This window comes from Pseudomonas sp. GW821-FHT11D10 (assembly GCF_058808435.1).
Window position 1 is genome coordinate 266,854 of sequence record NZ_JBXARR010000008.1, and the last position, 19,376, is coordinate 286,229.

Annotated in this window: 19 protein-coding genes; 16 read left to right on the forward strand and 3 right to left on the reverse strand. The window is 60.8% G+C overall.

The window, feature by feature from the left end:
* Positions 1–95: 95 nt before the first annotated feature.
* Entirely contained in the window at positions 96–449 is a 354-nt protein-coding gene (uraH, locus tag AC1RT4_RS22760; RefSeq protein WP_011333195.1) for a hydroxyisourate hydrolase, read from the reverse strand.
* Positions 450–879: 430 nt separating this feature from the next.
* Between uraH and puuE the strand changes: the two genes are divergently transcribed.
* From puuE to AC1RT4_RS22800, 8 genes are all read left to right on the forward strand, one after another.
* A complete protein-coding gene (gene puuE, locus AC1RT4_RS22765; protein ID WP_007960032.1) occupies positions 880–1,806 on the forward strand; it encodes an allantoinase PuuE in 927 nt (308 codons plus the stop codon).
* Positions 1,803–2,318, forward strand: a complete 516-nt coding sequence (gene uraD, locus AC1RT4_RS22770) for a 2-oxo-4-hydroxy-4-carboxy-5-ureidoimidazoline decarboxylase (RefSeq protein ID WP_007960034.1) — start codon at positions 1,803–1,805, stop codon at positions 2,316–2,318. The genes puuE and uraD overlap by 4 nt, the downstream gene beginning before the upstream one ends.
* A gap of 87 nt (positions 2,319–2,405) precedes the next feature.
* Entirely contained in the window at positions 2,406–3,401 is a 996-nt protein-coding gene (gene alc, locus AC1RT4_RS22775; protein ID WP_493088002.1) for an allantoicase, read from the forward strand.
* Between the two features lie 156 nt (positions 3,402–3,557).
* Positions 3,558–4,061 (forward strand): ureidoglycolate lyase, encoded by a 504-nt coding sequence (locus tag AC1RT4_RS22780; RefSeq protein WP_027613342.1) that lies wholly within the window; start codon positions 3,558–3,560, stop codon positions 4,059–4,061.
* Between the two features lie 51 nt (positions 4,062–4,112).
* The gene (locus tag AC1RT4_RS22785; protein WP_007960048.1) at positions 4,113–5,426 is read left to right on the forward strand and encodes a urate hydroxylase PuuD; all 1,314 of its coding nucleotides are present in this window, start codon (positions 4,113–4,115) and stop codon (positions 5,424–5,426) included.
* 169 nt (positions 5,427–5,595) lie between these two features.
* Complete coding sequence (locus AC1RT4_RS22790; RefSeq protein WP_011333188.1) at positions 5,596–6,954, forward strand: nucleobase:cation symporter-2 family protein; 1,359 nt, start codon at positions 5,596–5,598, stop codon at positions 6,952–6,954.
* Positions 6,955–7,040: 86 nt separating this feature from the next.
* Positions 7,041–7,826: an outer membrane protein OmpK gene (locus tag AC1RT4_RS22795; RefSeq protein WP_493088006.1), complete on the forward strand. Its 786-nt coding sequence runs from the start codon at positions 7,041–7,043 to the stop codon at positions 7,824–7,826.
* Positions 7,827–8,198: 372 nt separating this feature from the next.
* Positions 8,199–8,984 carry an outer membrane protein OmpK gene (locus AC1RT4_RS22800; RefSeq protein WP_007960057.1) on the forward strand — a complete coding sequence of 262 codons (786 nt, stop codon included), beginning with the start codon at positions 8,199–8,201 and terminating at the stop codon, positions 8,982–8,984.
* Between the two features lie 38 nt (positions 8,985–9,022).
* Here AC1RT4_RS22800 and AC1RT4_RS22805 read toward each other — a convergent pair whose 3' ends face one another.
* Both AC1RT4_RS22805 and AC1RT4_RS22810 read right to left on the reverse strand, forming a co-directional pair.
* Entirely contained in the window at positions 9,023–10,195 is a 1,173-nt protein-coding gene (locus AC1RT4_RS22805) for a patatin-like phospholipase family protein (RefSeq protein WP_007960059.1), read from the reverse strand.
* Positions 10,196–10,230: 35 nt separating this feature from the next.
* Positions 10,231–11,163, reverse strand: a complete 933-nt coding sequence (locus AC1RT4_RS22810; RefSeq protein ID WP_115077092.1) for a lipid A biosynthesis lauroyl acyltransferase — start codon at positions 11,161–11,163, stop codon at positions 10,231–10,233.
* A 117-nt stretch (positions 11,164–11,280) separates the two neighbouring features.
* Here AC1RT4_RS22810 and minC point away from each other — a divergent pair, with 117 nt between their 5' ends.
* The 8 genes from minC to AC1RT4_RS22850 all read left to right on the forward strand — a co-directional run bounded on the left by minC (position 11,281) and on the right by AC1RT4_RS22850 (position 19,039).
* Positions 11,281–12,018 (forward strand): septum site-determining protein MinC, encoded by a 738-nt coding sequence (gene minC, locus AC1RT4_RS22815; protein ID WP_007960063.1) that lies wholly within the window; start codon positions 11,281–11,283, stop codon positions 12,016–12,018.
* 169 nt (positions 12,019–12,187) lie between these two features.
* Positions 12,188–13,000, forward strand: coding sequence for a septum site-determining protein MinD (gene minD, locus AC1RT4_RS22820; protein ID WP_064378705.1), 813 nt, complete (start codon positions 12,188–12,190; stop codon positions 12,998–13,000).
* On the forward strand, positions 13,000–13,254 hold the full coding sequence (gene minE / locus AC1RT4_RS22825; protein ID WP_007960071.1) for a cell division topological specificity factor MinE: 255 nt from the start codon (positions 13,000–13,002) through the stop codon (positions 13,252–13,254). The genes minD and minE overlap by 1 nt, the downstream gene beginning before the upstream one ends.
* A 91-nt stretch (positions 13,255–13,345) precedes the next feature.
* The gene (locus AC1RT4_RS22830) at positions 13,346–13,981 is read left to right on the forward strand and encodes an RluA family pseudouridine synthase (protein WP_007960072.1); all 636 of its coding nucleotides are present in this window, start codon (positions 13,346–13,348) and stop codon (positions 13,979–13,981) included.
* A gap of 46 nt (positions 13,982–14,027) precedes the next feature.
* Positions 14,028–15,128: a hypothetical protein gene (locus AC1RT4_RS22835; RefSeq protein ID WP_493088011.1), complete on the forward strand. Its 1,101-nt coding sequence runs from the start codon at positions 14,028–14,030 to the stop codon at positions 15,126–15,128.
* Between the two features lie 76 nt (positions 15,129–15,204).
* Positions 15,205–16,494: a M18 family aminopeptidase gene (locus AC1RT4_RS22840; RefSeq protein WP_007960074.1), complete on the forward strand. Its 1,290-nt coding sequence runs from the start codon at positions 15,205–15,207 to the stop codon at positions 16,492–16,494.
* A gap of 132 nt (positions 16,495–16,626) precedes the next feature.
* Complete coding sequence (locus tag AC1RT4_RS22845) at positions 16,627–16,803, forward strand: hypothetical protein (RefSeq protein WP_007960078.1); 177 nt, start codon at positions 16,627–16,629, stop codon at positions 16,801–16,803.
* Positions 16,804–16,879: 76 nt separating this feature from the next.
* The gene (locus AC1RT4_RS22850) at positions 16,880–19,039 is read left to right on the forward strand and encodes a mechanosensitive ion channel family protein (protein ID WP_493088013.1); all 2,160 of its coding nucleotides are present in this window, start codon (positions 16,880–16,882) and stop codon (positions 19,037–19,039) included.
* The last annotated feature ends 337 nt before the right edge of the window (positions 19,040–19,376 follow it).

Below are 19,376 nucleotides of genomic sequence, written 5' to 3' on the forward strand. Positions count from 1 at the left end.
AACGACGGGCGAAAAAAAGCCCGCAGTGTGAGCGGGCGAAAGACCAAAGAAGCTATATGCGCAGTCGCTTCCCGGCAGGGGCAGCTGCTTGGGGGTCAGCTGCCCCGATAGGTGGAATAGCTGTAAGGCGAGATCAGCAACGGTACGTGGTAGTGATCCTGTTCGGCAGAAATACCGAACCGCAGCACGACCACGTCCAGGAATGCCGGCTCCGGCAACTGGACGCCACGGGCGCGGTAGTAATCGCCGGCGTGGAACTGAACCTGATAGACACCGGTACGGTAGTCATCGCCTTGCAGCAGCGGCGCATCGACCCGGCCATCGCTGTTGGTAAGCGCACTGGCGACCAATTCCAGGTGCGAACCTTCAACGCGGTACAGCTCGACCTTGATCGAGCTGCCCGGGCAACCGTGTGCAGCGTCCAAAACGTGTGTTGTCAAACGTCCCATTGATTCTGCGCGCCTGCCTGCGTGGAGCAGTCAGACTTCGCGCCTCCCGAAGTCAGTTGAAAAGGAGACCGCACCGTTTCGGAGCACGAAAAGCTGCGGCGAGCGATTGATTAAGACACTTTTCAAAAAAATTGTACACAATAAAAACGACATTTTTCCTCTCATCCCCGCCATCCCTCGATTTCCCGGTGATTTGCCCCATAACCTCGCATTCATTGAACCCCCAATCCATTAGCTGACTGGTCAGGCAGGTTTCTTGCAGGTTCACGCCATTAACAGCAAAAGATGACAGCCGGTGAAAAATGCGAAAATTCAGGCTTACAAATTGAGAATAAAGTTGTATACAATCAGCCCATCGCTGTGACGCCAGCCTGCCATCCAAACTTCAGGGCGCCACACAATCTGTCAACGAATAAGAAGGAAGACTGCAGTGAGCGCTGACTACCCACGCGACCTGATCGGTTACGGCAGTAACCCTCCTCACCCACACTGGCCGGGCAATGCCCGGATCGCCCTGTCGTTCGTGCTCAATTACGAAGAAGGCGGCGAGCGCAACATTCTGCACGGCGACAAAGAATCGGAAGCCTTCCTCTCGGAAATGGTTGCGGCCCAGCCTCTGCAAGGCGCGCGCAACATGAGCATGGAATCGCTTTACGAGTATGGCAGCCGTGCCGGCGTCTGGCGGATCCTGAAACTGTTCAAGGAATTCGACATTCCGCTGACCATCTTCGCCGTGGCCATGGCCGCCCAGCGTCACCCGGACGTGATCCGCGCGATGGTCGAGGCCGGTCACGAGATCTGCAGTCACGGCTACCGCTGGATCGACTACCAGTACATGGACGAAGCGCAGGAACGCGAGCACATGCTCGAAGCGATCCGCATCCTCACCGAACTCACCGGCGAGCGCCCGCTGGGCTGGTACACCGGTCGCACCGGCCCGAACACCCGTCGCCTGGTGATGGAAGAAGGCGGTTTCCTCTACGACTGCGACACCTACGACGACGACCTGCCCTACTGGGAACCGAACAACCCAACCGGCAAGCCGCACCTGGTGATCCCGTACACCCTGGACACCAACGACATGCGCTTCACCCAGGTCCAGGGTTTCAACAAGGGCGACGATTTCTTCGAATACCTCAAAGATGCGTTCGACGTGCTTTATGCCGAAGGCGCCGAAGCACCGAAGATGCTGTCGATCGGCCTGCACTGCCGTCTGGTGGGCCGTCCGGCGCGTCTGGCTTCGCTCAAGCGCTTTATCGAATACGCTAAAAGTCATGAACAGGTGTGGTTCAGCCGTCGCGTCGACATCGCGCGTCACTGGCACGAAACCCACCCGTACCAAGGGGCTGCCAAATGAGCACCTTTCAAACCCTGAAACCGTCGACCCTGAGCCGCGACGCCTTCGTCAAAGCCTTCGCCGACATCTACGAACATTCGCCATGGGTGGCCGAGAAGGCCTTCGACCTGGGCCAGGACGCGTCGATCGACCAGATCGAAACCCTGCACCAGCGCATGAGCGACATCCTGTTGAGCGCCGATCACGCCAGTCAGCTGGCACTGATCAACGCTCACCCGGACCTGGCCGGCAAAGCTGCCGTCCAGGGCGAGTTGACCGAAGCCAGCACCAATGAACAGGCTGGCGCCGGTATTCACCAATGCACGGCCGAAGAGTTCCAGCGCTTCACCGAGCTGAACGACGCCTACAAAGCCAAGTTCAAGTTTCCCTTCATCATGGCGGTAAAAGGCAGCAACCGGCATCAGATCCTCGCGGCGTTCGAAACGCGCATTCACAACCCGGTGGATACCGAGTTCAAATGCGCGCTGGCGGAGATCAACAAGATCGCCCTGTTCCGATTACTGACTCTCTAGCAAGCCTGGCCCGAGCGTGTCAGACGCGGAGAACGCCCAGGGCCTCGCAAGCATCCCAAGCCACTTATTTAAAGGCAGACAAGAAGAATGAAAGCTTACGCCGTACCTTTCGAGAAGTTCGTCAACCTGGCCGATGCCCGTCTGGGCACCAAAATCATCTCGGTCACCGATGACTGGTTCGCAGACGCCAATCGTCTGTTTCAGCCGACCCCGGCCGTGTGGAAGGAGGGCGTGTTCGATGACAACGGCAAGTGGATGGACGGCTGGGAGTCCCGCCGCAAGCGCTTCGAAGGCTACGACAGCGCGGTGATCCGCCTGGGCGTACCGGGTTCGATCAAAGGCGTGGACATCGACACTTCATTCTTCACCGGCAACTTCCCGCCATCGGCCTCGCTGGAAGCGTGCTTCCTGGCGTCGGGCGAGCCGGACGAAAACACCCAGTGGACCGAAGTGCTGTCGGCCGTCGAGCTGCAGGGCAACAGCCACCACTACCACGAAATCAGCAACGACAAGGCGTTCAGCCACCTGCGCTTCAACATCTACCCGGATGGCGGCGTGGCCCGTCTGCGCGTGTACGGCATTCCGTTCCGCGACTGGTCCGCTGTTGGCGACAACGAACAAGTCGACCTGGCTGCAGCCCTTAACGGTGGCCGCGCCCTCGCCTGCTCCGACGAACACTTCGGCCGCATGAGCAACATCCTCAACCCGGGTCGTGGCATCAACATGGGCGACGGCTGGGAAACCGCACGTCGTCGCACGCCAGGCAATGACTGGGTAATCGTCGCGTTGGGCCACCCGGGCGAGATCGAAAAAATCATCGTCGACACCCTGCACTTCAAGGGCAACTACCCGGACACCTGCTCGATCCAGGGCGCGTTCGTCAAGGGCGGCACCGACAGCCAGATCGAAACCCAGTCGCTGTTCTGGCGCGAACTGCTGCCGAGCCAGAAGCTGGAAATGCACGCCGAACACACCTTCGTCGAGCAGATCAAGGCACTGGGCCCGATCACCCACATCCGTCTGAACGTGTTCCCGGATGGTGGTGTGAGCCGCCTGCGCGTACTGGGCAAGATCGCGAAGTAACACCGTAATGATCGTTCCCACGTCGAGGCGTCGAACCGTCTGCGTGGGAACGCATCACTGGACGCTCTGCGTCCACTCTGGATGTGACGCGGAGCGTCACGGGCTGCATTCCCACGCGGAGCGTGGGAACGATCACTCAACGAAAAGAAGAACAGCATGCGCACACTGACGATTGAACCGCTGACCAAAGAAGCCTTCGCCCCTTTCGGTGACGTGATCGAAACCGACGGCAGCGATCACTTCATGATCAACAACGGTTCGACCATGCGCTTCCACAAACTGGCGACGGTCGAAACCGCGACGCCTGAGGACAACGCGATCATCAGCATCTTCCGCGCCGACGCGCAGGACATGCCGCTGACCGTCAGCATGCTGGAACGCCATCCGCTGGGCAGCCAGGCTTTCATTCCGCTGCTCGGCAACCCCTTTCTGATCGTGGTCGCGCCACTTGGCGATGTACCTGTATCAGGCTTGGTCCGCGCCTTCGTCACCAACGGCAGGCAGGGCATCAATTACCATCGCGGCGTCTGGCACCACCCGGTGCTGACGATCGAAAAGCGGGATGACTTCCTGGTGGTTGATCGCAGTGGCACAGGCAATAACTGCGATGAGCATTTTTTCAAAGAGGATGAGCGTTTGATCCTCGCCCCCCACCAATAAGAGAAGGTCCGATCACTCGACAACAAGAGTGACGGGCGAGAGGTAAAGACTGTGGAAGCACATCTGTTGGAATGGCTGAACCTGAGCGTGCGCTGGGTTCACATGATCACTGGCGTGGCCTGGATCGGCGCGTCGTTCTACTTCGTCTGGCTGGAGAACAACCTCAACCGCGTCAACCCGAAAACCGGTCTTGCCGGTGATCTGTGGGCGATCCACGGCGGCGGTATCTATCACCTGGAAAAATACAAACTGGCCCCTCCGTCGATGCCGGAGAACCTGCACTGGTTCAAATGGGAAGCCTATTTCACCTGGATGTCGGGGATCGCGCTGCTGTGCGTGGTGTTCTACTCCAACCCCGTGCTCTACCTCGTGGCACCCGGCAGCGGCCTGACCGGCCCTGAAGGCGTGGCAATCGGCATCGGTTCGCTGATCGCCGGCTGGTTCATCTACGACTTCCTCTGCGATTCGCCTCTGGGCAAGAAACCCGCCCTGCTCGGCTTCATCCTGTTCGTGCTGATCATCGGCGCGGCGTATGGCTTCAGCAAGGTGTTCAGCGGTCGTGGTGCGTACCTGCACGTCGGCGCGATCATCGGCACCATCATGGTCGGCAACGTGTTCCGCATCATCATGCCGGCGCAGCGCGCACTGGTTGCCGCGATTGCCGAGAACCGCACGCCTGATCCGGCGCTGCCGGCCAAAGGCCTGCTGCGTTCGCGTCACAACAACTACTTCACCCTGCCGGTGCTGTTCATCATGATCAGCAACCACTTCCCGAGCACTTACGGCAGCCAGTACAACTGGCTGATCCTGGCCGGGATCGCGGTGTTGGCGGTGTTGGTGCGTCACTACTTCAACACCCGTCACGACAGCCACAAGTTTGCCTGGACCCTGCCGGTTGCAGCGGTGGGCATGATCAGTCTGGCGTACGTCACCGGCCCTGCGCCGATGTCGACCGCTCCGGACGTGGCCAAGGCCCCTGCGAAAATCGAGTACCAGCCGCTGCCGGAAACGGCTTTGGGTGGTGGCGCGAAACCGGCTGAAGCGGCACAACCAGCCGCCCCTGCTGCACCGGCCGCTGCTCCCGCTCAGGCGTCCAACGCCGGCCCGGGTTTCGACAAGGTGCACACAGTGATCCAGGAACGCTGCGCGGTCTGCCACTCGGCCAAACCGACCAGCCCGCTGTTCAGCGCTGCACCGGCCGGTGTGATGTTCGACACCCCCGAGCAGATCCGCCAGAACGCGGCACGGATCCAGGCGCAAGCCATCACCACGCAGATCATGCCACTGGGCAACATCACACAGATGACCCAGCAGGAACGTGACCTGATCGGTGCATGGATCGCCCAGGGAGCCCAGACCAACTAAGCCGTAAAAACCTCGCGAGCAGGCTCGCGCCCACGCGGATCATCCGGATCCTGTGGGCGCTGGCTTGCCTGCGATTGGCCGCATAAGCGGTCTGCCTGATGCAAAGAGAACAGCGGCAAGCAACCCGGCTGCTGTTCATCACAAGAATAAAAAAGATCCGAGGTGTTGCATGTCCGAGCTGTCCAAAGCGCGCATCCCCGACGCACCCGCCATTCAGCGTTTGCCCCTTTTGCAACTGATCCTGGTCGGTTTGCAACATGTACTGCTGATGTACGGCGGCGCCATCGCGGTACCGCTGATCATTGGACAGGCCGCTGGCCTGAGTCGTGAAGAAATCGCCTTCCTGATCAACGCCGACCTGCTGGTCGCCGGCATCGCCACCATCGTGCAGTCCTTAGGGATAGGCCCGATGGGCATTCGCATGCCGGTGATGATGGGCGCCAGTTTCGCCGCCGTCGGCAGCATGGTCGCCATGGCCGGCATGCCCGGCATCGGTCTGCAGGGAATCTTCGGCGCCACCATCGCCGCCGGGTTCTTCGGCATGATCATCGCGCCGTTCATGTCCAAGGTCGTACGCTTCTTCCCGCCTCTGGTGACCGGCACGGTCATCACCTCGATCGGTTTGTCGCTGTTCCCCGTGGCCGTGAACTGGGCCGGCGGCGGCGCTGGCGCCGCTCAATTCGGTTCACCGATTTATCTGGCCATCGCCGCTTTGGTGCTGGCCACCATTTTGTTGATCCACCGCTTCATGCGCGGTTTCTGGGTCAACATTTCCGTGCTGATCGGCATGTGCCTGGGCTACGTGCTCTGCGGCGCCATCGGCATGGTCGACCTGAGCGGCATGGCCAACGCGCCGTGGGTTCAGTTCGTCACCCCGCTGCATTTCGGCATGCCGAAGTTCGAACTGGCACCGATCCTGTCGATGTGCCTGGTGGTGGTGATCATCTTCGTCGAGTCCACCGGGATGTTCCTCGCGCTGGGCAAGATCACCGGCCAGGAAGTCTGCCCGCGCATGCTGCGTCGCGGCTTGCTGTGTGATGCCGGCGCGTCGTTCTTCGCCGGTTTCTTCAACACCTTCACCCACTCCTCCTTCGCGCAGAACATCGGCCTGGTGCAGATGACCGGCGTGCGCTGCCGTTCGGTGACCATCGTTGCCGGTGGTTTGCTGATCGTCCTGAGCCTGCTGCCGAAAGCGGCGTTCCTGGTGGCATCGATTCCACCAGCGGTACTGGGTGGCGCGGCGATTGCGATGTTCGGCATGGTGGCGGCGACCGGCATCAAGATTCTGCAGGAAGCCGACATCGGCGACCGTCGCAATCAATTGCTGGTAGCCGTGAGCATCGGCATGGGCCTGATCCCGGTGGTGCGCCCGGAATTCTTCGCCCACTTGCCGTTGTGGATGAGCCCGATCACCCACAGCGGGATCGCCATGGCCACCCTCAGCGCGCTGACGCTGAACCTGTTGTTCAACATTCTCGGCGGTGCCGAACGCGCCGCGATCAACGACTGTCACGCACACCCGCACTGATCCGAAGAGTAAAAAAGGGGGCTCGCCCAAGCCTGCCCCCTCGCGACAGCTTTGCCTCAAACAATAAAAACAAGAGGGAGCAACAGATGATCCGGACTCAAACCAACGTGTTGTTGAGCGGCGGCCTGCTGGCCGCATCGCAAGCCATGGCCGGCGATTTATTGCTGTGGCAGACCAACAGCCTGAGCTACCTGTACGGCAAGAACTTCGCGATCAACCCGTCGATCCAGCAGACGGTGACGTTCGAGCACGCCGACAAGTGGAAGTACGGCGACAACTTCCTGTTCGTCGATAAGATCTTCTACAACGGCCAGGAAGACCGCAACAAAGGCCCCCACGCGTTCTACGGCGAATTCAGCCCGCGCCTGTCGTTCGGCAAGATCTTCGACAGGAAGCTGGAGTTCGGCCCGATCAGGGACGTGCTGCTGGCCATGACCTACGAGTACGGCGAAGGCGACAGCGAGGCCTACCTGATCGGCCCCGGCTTCGACCTGAAGGTGCCGGGCTTCAACTATTTCACCCTGAATTTCTATCGCCGCCAGACCGAAGGCCCGCGCCCCGGCGACGGCGTCTGGCAGATCACCCCCGGCTGGTCCTACAGCATTCCCGTGGGCAATTCCGACCTGCTGATCGACGGCTATCTGGACTGGGTGGTCGACAACGACCAGAACTCACGCGGCACCTATCACGCCAACCTGCACATCAACCCGCAGATCAAATACGACTTGGGCAAAGCCCTCGGCTGGGGTGAAAAGCAGGTGTACGTCGGCACCGAATACAGCTACTGGAAAAACAAATACGGGGTCGAGAGCACCCACAGTTTCGACACCAACCAGAACACCGCCAGCCTGCTGGTGAAGGTGCACTTCTAAGATGACCCGCAACCGTGCCCCCTACCTGTCGTCGGTGCTCTGTTGCGGGGCACTTGAGGCCTGGCCGTTGAGTCAGTATTCTCCGCGGCCTCCTGAATTCGGTCTAAAAAAAAGCCCGAATTTAATTCCTGACCGAAAAGCCAACTTATCCCGGCCGCGGTCAGTACCGAGGCATCCCGAAAACACGCTCAATCGACTGTTTTTCAGCAGCCGACGGGCGTTTTTTTGCTTTTCGAAAAGCCTTGGCTCAGCTCTTGCTAACAGCACTAAAGCTGACCGAATGGATGAATTTTGCTGCAACGAAAAAAGGCGCCACACCAGAGCGCCGACTCAAAAAAATAAACGTGGAACACCTACTTTGGGAGCAACCGAATGAAACGTATGTGCACCAGCCTGATGCTTGCGGGATCGCTGCTGGCAGGGGGTCAGGCCATGGCCGACGGCCTGCTGCAATGGCAGAACAACAGCCTGACCTACCTCTACGGCAAAGACTTCAAGGTCAACCCGGCCATCCAGCAGACCGTGACCTTCGAACACGCCGATGCGTGGAAGTACGGGGACAACTTCTTCTTCCTCGACAAGATCTTCTACAACGGTGACAAGGACTTCAACAACGGTCCGAACACCTACTACGGCGAATTCCAGCCACGCATCTCGCTGGGCAAGGTGCTCGACCAGAAGATCGAGTTCGGCCCGATCAAGGACGTCCTGCTGGCGATGACCTACGAGTTCGGCGAGGGTGACACCGAGTCCTACCTGATCGGCCCGGGCTTCGACCTGGCCATTCCGGGCTTCGACTACTTCCAGCTGAACTTCTACCAGCGTCACACCGAAGGCTCGCGTCCGGGTGACAACGTCTGGCAGATCACACCAGTGTGGTCCTACACCATTCCGGTGGGCGACTCGAACATCCTGATCGACGGCTACATGGACTGGGTGGTCGACAACGACGTCAACAGCAGAGGCGAATACCACGCCAACCTGCACTTCAACCCGCAGGTCAAATACGACCTGGGCAAGGCGCTGAATTTCGGCGAGAAGCAGTTGTACGTCGGTGTTGAATACGACTACTGGAAAGACAAGTACGGTATCGACGACACCAAGGCCTTCACCACCAATCAGAACGTGACCAGCTTCCTGGTGAAGTTCCACTTCTGATGAAGGTTCAGATGGCGCCCGCTCGGGCGCCATCGTTCTCAGGCCGGAACCAGCGCCTCGCCAATCCCGAGAAACCGGCACAGCTCATCGCGCTTGGCCAGGGCATCGCGCCGCCCCAGATCGATCAATTCGCTGCAATACCCCGCCTCGAACAGCAAGTAACTCAACACCCCTGCCCCGCTCGTCTTGGTCGCTCCCGGCCCACGCAAAAACAACCGCAACGCCGCCGGCAATTCCTGGCGATGCCGCGCCGCGATTTCATCGATCGGCTGACTTGGTGAAATCACCAACACTTCCACCGGCGCCACACCCAGCGCGCGGGTCGGCGTGCCTTCGGGCATCAGATGACTGAACTGGTTCAGACGCTGAAGCAGCTCGATGTCGCTTTCCAGGCTATCAATGAACGTACTGTTGAGCATGTGCCCGCCGATCTGCGCCAGCGTCGGCTGCTGCCCGGTGTAAGTGCGCTCCAGCGGTTGCGCCGGATCAAAACCGCGCGGATTGCCGCTGACGCCCACCACCAGCACCCGGCTCGCGCCCAGGTGCAGCGCCGGGCTGATCGGCGCCGACTGCCGCACCGCGCCATCGCCGAAATATTCATCGCCGATCTTCACCGGCGCGAACAACAGCGGGATCGCCGAACTGGCCAGCAAGTGCTCCACCGACAACTGCGTCGGCACACCGATGCGCCGGTGACGCAGCCATGAGTCGATGGTGCCGCCGCCCTGATAGAAGGTCACGGCTTGCCCGGACTCGTAGCCGAACGCCGTCACCGCCACCGCGTGCAGTTGCTTGCGGGCGATGGATTCGGCGATGCCGGGCATGTGCAGTTTTTCGTTGAGAAGATGACGCAGCGGCGAGCTGTTGAGCAGCGCCACCGGCATTTGCCGGCCCATGCCCAACAGGCTGTGGCTGACAAAACGACTGGCCTGGCGGATCACCCCCGGCCAGTCGCTGCGCAACACGCGATGGCTGCGAAAGCCTTGCCAGAACAGCGTCAGGCGTTCGATGGCGGCGCGAAAGTCCGTGGCGCCGCTGGCCAGGCTGACCGCGTTGATCGCCCCGGCCGACGTGCCGACGATCACCGGAAACGGATTGTCCGCCCCCAGCGGCAGCAATTCGGCAATCGCCGCCAGCACCCCCACCTGATACGCCGCCCGAGCCCCGCCGCCGGAAAGAATCAAACCTGTGACCGGTTCAGCTGGGCTCATCGCAACGCTCCGTGGTGCTTATGGGGATGGGTCAATCAACCGCGTTTGGCGTACAGCTTCGGCTCGCCCGGTGGCCGGCTCTTGAAGCGCCGGTGTGCCCACAGGTATTGCTCGGGGCACTCACGCAACACGCCTTCGACCCACTGATTGATGCGGATGCAATCTTCTTCTTCGGTCTCGCCCGGGAAACCTTCCAGCGGCGGATGAATCACCAGACGATAACCGCTGCCGTCGGCCAGACGCTCCTGGGTGAACGGCACCACCAGCGCCTTGCCCAGACGGGCGAACTTGCTGGTGGCGGTGACCGTCGCGGCCTGAATGCCGAACAGCGGCACGAAGATGCTTTGCTTGGCGCCGTAGTCCTGATCCGGCGCGTACCAGATCGCCCGGCCCGCGCGCAGCAACTTGAGCATGCCACGCACGTCGTCACGCTCCACCGCCAGCGAATCGAGGTTGTGCCGCTCGCGGCCCTGACGCTGGATGAAGTCGAACAAAGGGTTCTTGTGCTCGCGGTACATGCCGTCAATGGTGTGCTGCTGACCGAGCAGCGCCGCGCCGATTTCCAGGGTGGTGAAATGCACCGCCATCAGAATCACGCCCTTGCCTTCGCGCTGGGCCTTTTGTAGATGTTCCAGCCCTTCGACGTGAGCCAGTTTCGCCAGGCGCTGACGCGACCACCACCAGCTCATCGCCATTTCAAAGAAAGCGATGCCGGTGGAGGCGAAGTTTTCCTTGAGCAGGCGCTTGCGTTCGGCCGCGGATTTTTCCGGGAAACACAGTTCCAGATTGCGCTTGGCAATGCGCCGCCGGTCGCCGGCGAAGCGATACATCAGGGCACCAAGAAAACGACCGATGGCCAGCAAGGCCGGATACGGCAGCTGCACGATCAGCCACAACAGCCCGAGGCCGCACCAGAGCGGCCAGAAGCGTGGGGCAAGAAATGCTTTTCGAAAACGCGGGCGATCCATTAAAGCTTCCGTAAATACAGTGGCCGCGCATTCTACATCGTTCGACCCGGCTTGCGGCCTGCGGGCGTTCTCGTTATAAGTCTCGGCACTTTTAGTGACAAGCCGTTGTATGCCGACATGAGCCAAACCGAACCGAAAGACCAAGATCCCGTGTTCCAGCTGAAGGGCAGCATGCTCGCCATTACAGTGCTGGAGCTGTCCCGCAACGACCTGGACAGCCTCGATCGGCAATTGGCCGCCAAAGTCGCCCAGGCACCGAATTTCTTCAGCAACGCGCCGCTGGTTCTGGCGCTGGACAAACTGCCGCCAAGCGAAGGCGCCGTCGACCTGCCGGGCCTGATGCGCGTGTGCCGTCAGCACGGCCTGCGCACCCTGGCGATCCGCGCCAGCCGCATCGAAGACATCGCCGCCGCCATCGCCATCGACATCCCGGTGCTGCCGCCGTCCGGCGCCCGCGAACGACCGCTGGAAAGCGCTGAACCCGTCGCACCGAAGAAGCCGGAAAAGCCGCCGGAGCCAGCCGTCAAACCGACCCGCGTCATCACCACGCCAGTACGTGGTGGCCAACAGATATATGCGCAAGGTGGCGATTTGGTGGTGGTTTCCTCGGTCAGTCCGGGGGCGGAACTTCTCGCCGATGGCAACATCCATGTATACGGCCCGATGCGCGGTCGTGCGCTGGCCGGGGTCAAGGGTGACACCAAGGCGCGGATTTTCTGTCAGCAATTGAGCGCTGAACTGATCTCCATCGCAGGCCATTACAAGGTTTCCGAAGACCTGCGTCGCGATCCGATGTGGGGTTCGGGCGTACAGGTCAGCCTGTCGGGCGACGTGTTGAACATCATTCGGCTTTAACGGATACTGCCGCATTTTCCAAGCATCTCTAAAACGTAGCGAAAACGGCTCAAACGAAGTAGGAAAAAGGCCAAAAGCCGAATTCCAGCCAAGGCTGTCCGACTGCAGTAGTTTTCTAGAGATGTTTTTCAGGGGCTGAACAGTCCTTCTTCCTTAGGGGTGAAACACCTTGGCCAAGATTCTCGTGGTTACATCCGGCAAGGGTGGTGTGGGTAAGACCACCACCAGCGCCGCTATCGGTACCGGCCTCGCTCTGCGCGGCCACAAAACAGTGATCGTCGACTTCGACGTGGGCTTGCGTAACCTTGACCTGATCATGGGTTGCGAGCGCCGCGTGGTGTATGACTTCGTCAACGTGGTGAACGGCGAAGCGAACCTGCAACAGGCCCTGATCAAAGACAAGCGCCTGGAAAACCTCTACGTACTGGCCGCCAGCCAGACCCGCGACAAAGACGCGCTGACACAGGAAGGCGTGGAAAAAGTCCTGATGGAGCTCAAGGAACAATTCGAGTTCGTCGTCTGCGACTCCCCGGCGGGTATCGAAAAAGGCGCCCACCTGGCCATGTACTTCGCTGACGAAGCGATCGTCGTGACCAACCCGGAAGTGTCCTCGGTACGTGACTCGGACCGCATGCTCGGCCTGCTGGCCAGCAAGTCCCGTCGCGCCGAACGCGGCGAAGAGCCGATCCAGGAACACCTGCTGATCACCCGCTACCACCCGGAGCGCGTCGAAAAAGGCGAGATGCTGGGCGTCGAAGACGTCAAGGAAATCCTCGCCGTGCGCCTGCTGGGCGTCATTCCGGAATCCCAGGCCGTACTCAAGGCCTCCAACCAGGGCGTACCTGTGATCCTCGATGATCAGAGCGACGCCGGCCAGGCCTACAGCGATACCGTTGATCGCCTGCTGGGCAAGGAAAAAGAACACCGGTTCCTGAATGTCGAGAAGAAGGGATTCTTCGAGCGTCTGTTTGGAGGTAGGTAATGAACCTTTTTGACTTCTTTCGTGCCAACAAAAAGCCAAGTACCGCCTCGGTCGCGAAAGAGCGTCTACAGATCATCGTGGCGCATGAACGCGGCCAGCGCAGCACCCCTGACTACCTGCCATCCTTGCAGAAGGAACTGGTGGAAGTGATCCGCAAATACGTCAACATCGGCAACGACGACGTACACGTGGCACTGGAGAGCCAGGGCAGCTGCTCGATTCTGGAACTCAACATCACCCTGCCAGACCGCTGAGTCGATCCGGCAGGAACGACGGCGGCTCAGGGCCCTTCCGACACCGGAGGGGCCCTGAGCCGCCGTTGGCATTTGTTACGAGGCTGTTTTAATGCCGTTGTCCAACGTCCAAATCATTCATCAGGACGCCGCCGTTCTGGTGGTGAACAAACCGACCCTGTTGCTCTCCGTCCCTGGCCGGGCCGACGACAACAAGGACTGCCTGATCACCCGCCTGCAGGAAAACGGCTACCCGGAAGCGCGTATCGTCCATCGCCTGGACTGGGAAACGTCGGGGATCATTCTGCTGGCCCGTGACGCCGATACCCACCGCGAACTGTCGCGGCAGTTTCACGATCGTGAAACAGAGAAAGCCTACACTGCGCTCTGCTGGGGTCAGCCGGAACTGGACAGCGGCAGCATCGACCTGCCCTTGCGCTACGACCCGCCGACCAAACCGCGTCACGTGGTCGATCACGAACTCGGCAAGCACGCGCTGACCTTCTGGCGTGTACTTGAGCGCTGCGGCGACTGGTGTCGCGTCGAGCTCACGCCGATCACCGGGCGTTCGCACCAGTTGCGCGTGCACATGCTGTCGATCGGTCACCCGTTGCTCGGTGACGGCCTCTACGCCCACGAGCAAGCCCTGGCTGCCTGGCCGCGCCTGTGCCTGCACGCGAGCATGCTCAGCTTCACCCATCCCCAGTCCGGCGAGCGTTTGCGCTTCGAATGCCCGGCACCGTTTTAAGCACTGTCAGACCGACAGTTGCCCGATTTAAAGGATTTTGTTCCGGATGAGTTGTACTGATTCCCTGGCAACACCCGTCAAGAAGACCCGTCATCAACTGCTTTACCTGATTTACGGCAATCAGGATGTCTACCGGCGCGAAGCCAAGTTCAGCATCCTGACCGCCCTGTCCCAGGCCAAAAACGGCAAGCGCCCGGCGATCAGAATCCTCACTGACCGACCGCAGGATTACGAAGGCTGGCCAGTCGACACCGTGTTGCTCGACGAAGCGACCCTGACTCGCTGGCAAGGGCAGAACGGCTACCACCATCGGCGCAAGGCCTGCGCGATTGCCGCCGGTATGCAACTGGCCGAGAAAACCCTGTTCGTCGACACGGACACGCTGTTCACCAGCCACCCGAACAGCCTGTTCCAATACATCGATGCAAATCAGTCGGTGATGGATCGCTTCGAATACGACTGGAAAGACGTCTTCGAACGGCCGGACTACCTGAAGCTCGCTCGCGACCTCAGCGTCCACGGTGTTTCCCCGCAGAACGGTTTCAAGCTCTACAACAGCGGCCTGTGTGGCATCACCGACCGCGACTCTGCGCTGTTCGAAGAGTCGATCCGCCTGATTGACGAGTGGACGGCCGGCGGGTTCGAGATTCACACCATCGAGCAGATCGCCCTGTCCTACGCAATGCGCGAACGGCCGGTGATGGAAGCGCGCAAACACGTCTATCACTACTTCGCGGAAAAGCGTTTCTTCCACGCGATGCAGGCGTTTTTCTTCGCTCAGCACGGCGAGAAATTCAGTCAGCGACTGGTGGACCTGTGCACTGACGTACCTCGGGTCAAACCCTTTCCGTCCGCCTGGCAGCGGCTGAAGATCAAATGGAAACTGCGCAACCAGAGCGGCGCCATGCGCAAGGTCGGCCGGGATCTGTTGTACGGCAGCGCCGCGCCGGATCACCCTTACTACAGCGCCTGTCGTCATGAGTGGTGGGAATGCGCCTCGCGGGAGATCCTGCGCTGGGACGAGAGCCGACAGAAAAAGCTTCTTGAGCAAAGCCGCTGGCCAAAGCAACTGCCTCGCCCGGACAAGCCTGAAGACGAAAAAGCGATCATGAACTACCTGAAAAAACGCGTGGCCGCCGCTCGTTGACGCGAGCGGCACATGTCATGTCCCAAGCATCAGGCCGATGCGTTAAACTCCCGCCCATTGCTGTCTGGAGCTTCTTATGCGCGAAGAGTTGAACCAAGGCCTGATCGACTTCCTCAAGGCCTCCCCTACCCCGTTCCACGCCACCGCCAGCCTTGTTCAACGCCTGGAGGCCGCCGGTTATGTGCGCCTCGACGAGCGCGAAACCTGGCACACCGAAGCCAATGGTCGTTACTACGTCACCCGTAACGATTCCTCGATTGTCGCGATCAAGATGGGCCGCAACTCGCCGCTGCACGACGGCATCCGTCTGGTCGGCGCCCACACCGACAGCCCGTGCCTGCGGGTCAAGCCACAACCTGAACTGCAGCGCCAGGGCTTCTGGCAACTGGGTGTCGAAGTCTACGGCGGCGCGCTGCTGGCGCCATGGTTCGACCGCGACCTGTCGCTGGCCGGCCGCGTCACCTTCCGCCGCGACGGCAAGGTCGAAAGCCAACTGATCGACTTCAAGGCCCCGATTGCGATCATTCCCAACCTGGCCATTCACCTCAACCGTGAAGCCAACCAGGGCTGGGCCATCAACGCCCAGACCGAACTGCCGCCGATTCTCGCGCAGTTCGCCGGTGACGAGCGCGTGGACTTCCGCGCGGTGCTCACCGATCAACTGGCCCGCGAGCACGGCCTCAACGCCGACGTGGTGCTGGATTACGAACTGAGTTTCTACGACACCCAAAGCGCAGCGGTTATCGGTCTGCACGGCGACTTTATCGCCGGTGCGCGCTTGGACAACCTGCTGTCGTGCTACGCCGGCCTGCAAGCCTTGCTGACCGCCGACACCGAAGAAACCTGCGTGCTGGTGTGCAACGACCACGAAGAAGTCGGCTCCTGCTCGGCGTGTGGCGCCGACGGCCCGATGCTGGAACAGACCCTGCGCCGTCTGCTGCCGGAAGGTGACGAATTCGTACGCACCATTCAGAAATCCCTGCTGGTCTCGGCCGACAACGCCCACGGCGTACACCCGAACTACGCCGAGAAACACGACGCCAACCACGGCCCGAAACTCAACGCCGGCCCGGTGATCAAGGTCAACAGCAATCAGCGCTACGCCACCAACAGCGAAACCGCCGGTTTCTTCCGCCATCTGTGCATGGCCGAAGAAGTGCCGGTGCAAAGCTTCGTGGTGCGCAGCGACATGGGCTGCGGTTCGACCATCGGCCCGATCACCGCCAGCCACCTGGGCGTGCGCACGGTCGACATCGGCCTGCCGACCTTCGCCATGCATTCGATCCGCGAACTGTGCGGCAGCCACGACCTGGCGCACCTGGTCAAAGTGCTGAGCGCGTTCTACGCCAGTCGCGAGTTGCCATAAGAAACAGCCGGGATCGCAGCGTGGAGCTGCGATCCCCCGGCCTGTAGAACCGGCTCATTTCTGATACACATCAGCACCGTTCATCGAAAACCCACCTAGACTTGAATTATCCCTTTCGACAAGGCTGTCGCCATGATCTCGATGTCTGCGTTCCACTCCATGCTCATTCCCATCCTGTGCGGAATGATTCTGCTGGCCATCGGCTTCAACTTCCGTGACAAGAACGCCGGCGTGTTCGCCATGTGGATCGGCATGCTGATGATCCTGGCCACCGTGGTCTACAAGATCCTCGCCAAACTCAACGAATAAATCCGCGCCCGGCTCGCATTGAATCTGGCGGGCTCGTACACTCGCCCGATCCGCCCCTTGCGAGGTTGACCGCCTAGTGTTCGCTCGTCTTTTTGCCCTGCCCTGCCTGCTCCTCGTCTGCCTGATGACCCTGATGTCGCCGGCACCTGCCGACGCTGCCGGTCTGCCGGGACTGCTCACGGGCTCCGGCAAGGCTCAGCCCGAAGCTCAGGAACCACTCGGCCAGTCGCTGGACGAAGTCATCAAGTCGCTGGAAAACGACAAGCAACGCGCCCAGTTGCTGACCGACCTGAAAAAACTCCGCGACGCCACGAAAAAAGCCCAGGCCAGCCCGGAAGAAGGTGTGTTGGGACTGATCGGCGGCACCCTCGCCACCTTCGAAAAACAGTTCACCGGCGCCGACAGCCCGCTCAATCGCTGGTCCGCCGAATTCGACATGGCCACGGACGAATTGAAAGGCCTGATGCTGCCGGCCAGCGAATGGCTGCCGATCATCTTTGCCTTCGCCGTGATCCTCGCGGTCTGGAGCCTGCTCGCCGCCGCGCTGATCTGGCTCGGCCACCGGGTACGCATGCGCTTCGGCCTGACCGAAGAACTGCCGCAAAATCCCCGGGCACTCGACATGTTGCGCTTCGCCCTGCGCAAGCTCGGCCCCTGGCTGATCGCGTTGGTGATCACGGTCTACATGAGCTACGCACTGCCCTCGTCACTGGGCAAAAGCCTGGCGATGGTGCTGGCTTACGCGCTGGTGGTCGGCACCTGTTTTTCGGCGATCTGCGTGATCGCCTTCTCCGTACTCGACGGCCCGCACCGTCATCGCGCGCTGTACATCCTGCGTCACCAGGCCTTCCGCCCGTTGTGGCTGATCGGCAGCTTCGCCGCCTTCGGTGAAGCCCTGAGCGATCCAAAACTGGTGGCCGCCCTCGGCGTACACCTGGCCCACACCGCTGCCACCGTCGCCAACGTCCTCGCGGCGCTGTCGACCGGGCTGTTCATCCTGCGTTTCCGCCGGCCGATCGCCCACCTGATCCGCAACCAGCCCCTGTCCCGCCGCCTGACCCGCCGCGCGCTCAGCGACACCATCGAAATCCTCGGCACCTTCTGGTACATCCCGGCACTGGTGCTGGTGGGCATCTCCCTGTTCGCCACCTTCGTCTCCGCCGGCGACACCAGCACCGCCCTGCGCCAGTCGCTGATCTGCACCGTGCTGCTGGTGTTGTGCATGGTGATCAACGGCCTCGTCCGCCGTCACGCCCTCAAACCCCAACGCGGACCGAAACGCCACGCGCTGTATTCCGAGCGCCTGAAAAGCTTCTTCTACACCCTCGCCCACCTGATCGTGTGGCTGGCCTTCATCGAACTCGGCCTGCGGGTCTGGGGCATGTCGCTGATCGGCTTCACCGAAGGCGAAGGCCACGACGTCAGCGTCAAACTGTTCAGCCTGATCGGCACGTTGATCTTCGCGTGGCTGATCTGGATCCTCAGCGACACCGCCGTGCACCACGCCCTCACCCGCTCCCGCAAAGGCCTGGCCAACGCCCGCGCACAAACCATGATGCCGCTGATCCGCAACGTGCTGTTCGTGGCGATCTTCATCATCGCCCTGATCGTCGCCCTCGCAAACATGGGCATGAACGTCACGCCCCTGCTGGCCGGTGCCGGCGTGATCGGCCTGGCCATCGGCTTCGGCGCCCAGTCACTGGTGGCCGACCTGATCACCGGCCTGTTCATCATCATCGAAGACTCCCTGGCCATCGACGACTACGTCGACGTCGGCGGCCACCTGGGCACCGTTGAAGGCCTGACCATCCGCACCGTCCGCCTGCGGGACATCGACGGCATCGTCCACACCATCCCGTTCAGCGAAATCAAAAGCATCAAAAACTACTCCCGCGAATTCGGCTACGCCATCTTCCGCGTGGCCGTGCCGTTCAACATGAGCATCGACGAAGCCATCAAACTGATGCGCGATGTCGGCCAGAAAATGCGCACAGATCCGCTGCAACGACGCAACATCTGGTCACCGCTGGAATTTCAGGGCGTGGAAAGCTTTGAATCCGGCAACGCGATATTGCGTGCAAGGTTCAAGACCGCACCGATCAAACAGTGGGAAGTTTCACGGGCGTTCAATCTGTCGCTGAAACGACATCTGGATGAAGCCGGCCTGGACCTCGCAACACCAAGAATGAACGTGCAAGTGATCACAGCAGGCGGTGGTGGCCAAACTCAAGAATAGGGCTACCGTCAAAGCCCTCTTCGCTGGCAAGCCAACTCCCACCACTCAACACAATGAGCGTTAGCTCGAGTACCGCTCTTGACGTGCCGGCCCCATCGGAAGGCTGAGTGGAGGGATTTATCCGGGGGTGGGAGCGCAGCGACCGTGCGGCGAAGCCGCATGCATCGAGAGGAGGTGCAGCGAAGCAAACCGTAGGCGATGCCCCCGGATGAATCCCGGAACGAAGGAACGCCGAGCCTCAGCGAGGCGCCGAACGCCGGGGCCCAGCGTTTTTGGTTACTTTTTTGGCGTTTGAAAAAAGTGACTCGCCGTAAGGGCGAAACCGTCAGCCGCCGCA